General features: G+C 63.5%; 3 protein-coding genes and 2 pseudogenes. 3 read left to right on the top strand and 2 right to left on the bottom strand.

The features are described from left to right. Together murU and FFS27_RS27515 are read right to left on the bottom strand one after the other, a co-directional pair. A pseudogene (gene murU, locus FFS27_RS27520) lies at positions 1 to 339 on the bottom strand (N-acetylmuramate alpha-1-phosphate uridylyltransferase); the annotation flags it as partial. After that, positions 336 to 1,352, bottom strand: coding sequence for an aminoglycoside phosphotransferase family protein (locus FFS27_RS27515; protein WP_003137370.1), 1,017 nt, complete (start codon positions 1,350 to 1,352; stop codon positions 336 to 338). The gene FFS27_RS27515 and the pseudogene murU, both read right to left, overlap by 4 nt. Positions 1,353 to 1,478: 126 nt before the next feature. Between FFS27_RS27515 and lptD the strand changes: the two genes are divergently transcribed. The 3 genes and pseudogenes from lptD to FFS27_RS27500 all read left to right on the top strand — a co-directional run. Beyond that, complete coding sequence (lptD, locus tag FFS27_RS27510; RefSeq protein WP_137952345.1) at positions 1,479 to 4,280, top strand: LPS-assembly protein LptD; 2,802 nt, start codon at positions 1,479 to 1,481, stop codon at positions 4,278 to 4,280. Further along, the gene (locus tag FFS27_RS27505; protein ID WP_003109024.1) at positions 4,261 to 5,553 is read left to right on the top strand and encodes a peptidylprolyl isomerase; all 1,293 of its coding nucleotides are present in this window, start codon (positions 4,261 to 4,263) and stop codon (positions 5,551 to 5,553) included. Before lptD ends, FFS27_RS27505 begins: the two co-directional genes overlap by 20 nt. Further along, a pseudogene (locus FFS27_RS27500) lies at positions 5,550 to 5,678 on the top strand (4-hydroxythreonine-4-phosphate dehydrogenase PdxA); the annotation flags it as partial. The gene FFS27_RS27505 and the pseudogene FFS27_RS27500, both read left to right, overlap by 4 nt.

Below are 5,678 nucleotides of genomic sequence, written 5' to 3'. Positions count from 1 at the left end.
GTCGAAGTCGCTCCAGACATCGCCGTTGAGCAACAGGAACGGCTGCTCGCCGAGCAACGGCAGGGCGCGGAAGATTCCACCGCCGGTTTCCAGCGGTTCTCCCTCGGGTGAATAGGCGATCCGCCCGCCCAGGCGCGAGCCGTCGCCGAGATAGGCCTCGATCTGCTCGCCAAGCCAGGCATGGTTGATCACCCAGTCGTCGACTCCGGCCTGGCGCAGCGCCAGCAACTGACGCTCGATCAATGGCACGCCGGCGGCCTCGATCAGCGGCTTGGGCGTGTGCAGGGTGGTCGGCCGCATGCGCTCGCCACGGCCGGCGGCGAGGATCATCGCCTTCATGCCTCGGCTCCCTGCGGCAGCGAGGCCAGCAGCTCGCCCAGTTCGGCCAGCTCGGGACGGCGCGCCACGGCGGTTTCCAGATAACGGAAGAAGCGTGGCACGTCACCCAGGTAGCGCGGCTTGCCGTCGCGGTGACAAATACGGGCGAAGATGCCAATCACCTTCAGGTGGCGCTGCACGCCCATCAGGTCGCTAGCGCGGAGGAAGTCCTCGAAGCTTGGCGGCAGCGGGATGCCGGCCCAGGTCGCCTTCTTCCAGTAACGACTCAGCGCGGCATGCACGCGCGGCTCCGGCCAACTGACGAAGGCATCCTTGTACAGGCAGGTGACATCATAGGTGACCGGGCCGTGCAGGGCGTCCTGGAAATCGAGGACACCCGGGTTGGGCTCGCTGAGCATCAGGTTGCGCGGCATATAGTCGCGATGGACGAACACCCGCGGCTGCTCCAGCGCGCTGCGTACCAGCAGGTCGCAGATCCGCTGCCAGCGGGCCAGCGTCTCGCCCTCCAGTTCCACGCCGAGGTGGCGGGCCAGGTACCAGTCGGGGAACAGCTGCAGCTCGCGGCGCAGCACCGCTTCGTCGTAGGCAGGCAGGACACCGGCGACATCGACCTTCTGGAAGGCGATCAGCGCATCCAGGGCCGGTTCGAACAGCTCGTCGGCATTCCCGGGATGAAGCACGTCGAGGTAGGTCTGCCGGCCCAGGTCACTGAGCAGCAGGAAACCATTCTCCAGATCCTGGGCGAGAATCCTCGGCACATGCACGCCGGCTCCGGCGAGCAGTCCGGCGACCTTGACGAACGGTCGGCAGTCTTCCTGGGGCGGCGGCGCGTCCATCACCACCAGGCTGCGGTCCCCTCCCTGCCAGCGGAAATAACGACGGAAGCTGGCGTCGCTACTGGCCGGGATCAGTTCGGCGGGGGGCACTTCCCCCCAACCTTCGGCAACGAACAACTCGGGCAAACAAGAGTCCAACCAGCGATTCAGCTGCTGGAAACGGGCATCATCAGACATTTACGGGGTTCTCCACGGCCCTAGCCGTTGCGCAGGTCATGCTTTATTATCCAGCATCTTTTTCAGCCCATCGAGAGGCGTGCGGCCCACCGGGCCGATGGCGCGCAGGAAGCCCGGATTAACAAGATGGCAGTGAAATCCCTCGTGTTTCGAAGAAAGTTTCCCCTGCTGGTCACCGGCAGCCTGCTGGCTCTGCAGCCGGTCGCAGCATTGACTGTACAGGCCGCCGATCAGTTCGACTGCAAGGTATCGGCCACCGGCGGCTGGGATTGCTCCCCGCTGCAGAACGCCAATGCCAACCTGCCACCGCGCCCGGCGCATACCGCGACCTCGGTCAGCACCGCCGCGGCGGGCAGCAGCGTATCCGGCAGCGGAGGCGAAACCGTCGAGGCAGAGCCGACCCAGCGCCTGGTCACCGAGTCCGGCGGTCGCGCGCTGAAATCCCGCAGTGCGGACTACTCGCACCTCGACTGGATTCCTCGGGAAAAACTGACCGCCGCCCAGTTGGCGGAAATCGGCCCCTATTGCGGCGGCTCCTACATCGAGCCGGTCCGTCCGGGCATGGATGACGGCGCGCCCAGCGACGAGAGCCCAACCTACGTATCCGCCAAGGCTTCGCGCTACGAGCAGGAAAAACAGATCGCCACCCTCGCCGGTGACGTGGTCCTGCGCCAGGGCAGCATGCAGGTGGAAGGCGACGAGGCCAACCTGCACCAGTTGGAAAACCGCGGCGAACTGGTCGGCAACGTCAAGCTGCGCGACAAGGGCATGCTGGTGGTCGGCGACCACGCCCAGGTCCAGCTGGACAACGGCGAGGCCCAGGTCGACAACGCCGAGTACGTGATCCACAAGGCCCATGCCCGCGGCAGCGCGCTCTACGCCAAGCGCAGCGAGAACGCCATCATCATGCTCAAGGATGGCACCTACACCCGCTGCGAACCGAGCAGCAACGCCTGGACCCTGAAGGGCAACAACGTCAAGCTGAACCCGGCCACCGGCTTCGGCACCGCGACCAACGCGACCCTGCGGGTCAAAGATTTCCCGGTGTTCTACACCCCGTACATCTATTTCCCGATCGACGACCGCCGCCAGTCCGGTTTCCTGCCGCCGAGCTTCAGCAGCACCAGCGACACCGGCTTCACCCTGGTCACCCCGTACTACTTCAACCTGGCGCCGAACTACGACGCCACGTTGTACCCGCGCTACATGGCCAAGCGCGGCATGATGCTGGAAGGCGAGTTCCGCTACCTGACCCACAGCAGCGAAGGGATGGTGACGGCCGCCTACCTGAACGACAAGGACGACCACCGCGAGAACTTCCCGGACTACAGCAAGGACCGCTGGCTGTACGGCCTCAAGAACACCACCGGCCTCGATTCGCGCTGGCTGGCCGAGGTCGACTACACGCGGATCAGCGATCCCTATTACTTTCAGGACCTGAACAGTGACCTGCAGGTGGGCAGTACTACTTACGTCAACCAGCAGGGAGCCCTAACCTATCGTGGCGATACTTTCACAGCACGCCTGAACGCACAGTCGTATCAGTTGGCGACCACCACTGACATTACGCCCTATGATCGCCTGCCGCAGATCACCTTCAACGGCTTCCTTCCCTATAACCCGGGCGGCCTGAAACTGGATTACTCCACCGAGTTCGTTCGCTTCGACCGCGACCTCGACGAGAATGTCTACTTCAACGATGACGGCAGCATCCGTGGACAGCGCCCAGACGCTTATCTGGAAGGCCTGGCCCGTGCCACCGGCGACCGCATGCATCTTGAGCCTGGCGTCAGCCTGCCGATGACCCGTAGTTGGGGGTACCTGACGCCGACGCTGAAGTATCTCTACACCAAATATGATCTGGATCTGGACAGCAAGGGCAAGAACTCCCTCAACGTCTATCAGGAAACCTTCGATAGCAATCAGGACCGCTCGCTACCACTGGTCAAGATCGACAGCGGCCTGTACTTCGACCGGGACACCAGCTTCGCAGGCACCCAGTTCCGCCAGACCCTGGAACCTCGCGCCATGTACCTGTACGTGCCATACAAGAACCAGGAAAATATCCCGGTCTTCGACACCAGCGAACCGTCATTCAGCTACGACTCGCTATGGCGTGAGAACCGCTTCTCAGGCCGCGACCGCATCGGCGACGCCAACCAGCTGTCCTTGGGCGTGACGACTCGCTTCATCGAATCGAACGGTTTTGAACGTGCCACACTGAGTGCCGGCCAGATCTACTACTTCCGTGATCGCCGAGTCCAGTTGCCAGGCCTGAGCGAAAAAGATCTGGATCTCTTGGAACAAAAGAGGCTGGAAGATCCAGCTCTGCCAGAAGTAAAGAGACCAGACACCGACAGTTGGCGGTCACCTTATGCCCTGGCCGGTCTGTACCGCTTCAATCGTGACTGGAATGTCACTTCCGATTTCAATTGGAACCCAAACACCAGCCGCACCGAGTCCGGCAGTGCAATGTTCCACTACCAACCGGAAAACAACCCGAACAAGGTCGTCAATGCGGGCTATCGCTATCGCGAAGACTCCCGTCGCTTCAACAGCTCCACCGGGCGCTTCGAATATGGTCGCGAAAACGACATCATCAAGCAGCACGACTTCTCGGTCATCTGGCCGCTGGTGCCGCAGTGGTCCGTGCTCGCCCGCTTGCAGTACGACTACAACAAGAACCGCACACTCGAGGCCTTCGGCGGCTTCGAATACGACAGCTGCTGCTGGAAGCTGCGCCTGATCAACCGCTACTGGCTGGATGTGGACGATGACGCCTTCCTCGTGCAGAGCGAGAAGGCCGACCGCGGCATCTTCCTGCAGATCGTCCTGAAGGGCCTCGGCGGCATCGTGGGCAACAAGACGGAAATGTTCCTCGACAAAGGCATCCAAGGTTATCGTCAACGTGAAGATCAAGCTATGTAACCGGCTGCGCCCCCTTGCATTGGGCGCAGCACTCCTTTGCTCCTTCGCGCATGCCGAAGTGGTACCACTGGACCGGGTCGTCGCCATCGTCGACAACGATGTGATCATGCAGAGCCAGCTCGACCAGCGCCTGCGTGAAGTGCACCAGACGCTGCTCAAGCGCGGTGCGCCGCTGCCGCCCGAGCACGTGCTGACCCAGCAGGTGCTGGAACGCCTGATCATCGAGAACATCCAGCAGCAGATCGGCGACCGCTCCGGCATCCGCATCTCCGACGAGGAGCTGAACCAGGCGATGGGCACCATCGCCCAGCGCAACGGCATGAGCCTGGAGCAGTTCCAGGCCGCCCTCACCCGCGACGGCCTGTCCTACGCCGACGCCCGCGAGCAGGTCCGTCGCGAGATGGTGATCAGCCGTGTGCGCCAGCGCCGGGTCGCCGAGCGCATCCAGGTCAGCGAGCAGGAGGTGAAGAACTTCCTTGCCTCGGACATGGGCAAGATCCAGCTTTCCGAAGAGTACCGCCTGGCCAATATCCTGATCCCGGTGCCGGAAGCCGCGTCCTCGGACGTGATCCAGGCCGCCGCAAGGCAGGCCCAGGAGCTCTACCAGCAGCTCAAGCAGGGCGCCGACTTCGGCCAACTGGCGATTTCCCGCTCGGCCGGCGACAACGCCCTGGAAGGCGGCGAGATCGGCTGGCGCAAGGCCGCCCAGCTGCCGCAGCCGTTCGACAGCATGATCGGCTCCCTGGCCGTCGGCGACGTCACCGAGCCTGTCCGCACCCCCGGCGGCTTCATTATCCTCAAGCTGGAAGAGAAGCGCGGCGGCAGCAAGATGGTCCGTGACGAAGTGCATGTCCGCCATATCCTGCTCAAGCCCAGCGAAATCCGCAGCGAAGCGGAGACCGAGAAGCTGGCGCAGAAGCTGTACGAGCGCATCCAGTCCGGGGAAGACTTCGGCGAACTGGCGAAGAGCTTCTCCGAAGATCCGGGCTCCGCCCTCAACGGCGGCGACCTGAACTGGATCGACCCAGAAGCCCTGGTGCCCGAGTTCCGCCAGGTGATGAACGATACCCCGCAGGGCGAGCTGTCCAAGCCGTTCCGCTCGCAGTTCGGCTGGCACATCCTGCAGGTCCTCGGCCGTCGCGCCACCGACAGCAGCGAGAAGTTCCGCGAGCAGCAGGCGGTAAGCGTACTGCGCAACCGCAAGTACGACGAGGAACTGCAAGCCTGGCTGCGGCAGATCCGCGACGAGGCCTACGTGGAAATCAAGCAGTGAGCCTGCGCTTCGCGCTCACTCCCGGCGAGCCGGCAGGTATCGGACCCGATCTGTGCCTGCTGCTCGCCCGCTCCGCCCAGCCCCACCCCCTGAGCGCCATCGCCAGCCGCACGCTCCTGCAAGAG

It is taken from the genome of Pseudomonas sp. 2VD (genome assembly GCF_005503585.1).
Lineage (GTDB): Bacteria > Pseudomonadota > Gammaproteobacteria > Pseudomonadales > Pseudomonadaceae > Pseudomonas > Pseudomonas aeruginosa.
This window is presented reverse-complemented; position numbering and strand designations above follow the sequence as displayed.

Excerpts from the sequence above, each read along its gene's own strand:
- FFS27_RS27515 (WP_003137370.1), bottom strand. The coding sequence starts at position 1,352 with ATGTCTGATGATGCCCGTTTCCAGCAGCTGAATCGCTGGTTGGACTCT.
- lptD (WP_137952345.1), top strand. The coding sequence starts at position 1,479 with ATGGCAGTGAAATCCCTCGTGTTTCGAAGAAAGTTTCCCCTGCTGGTC.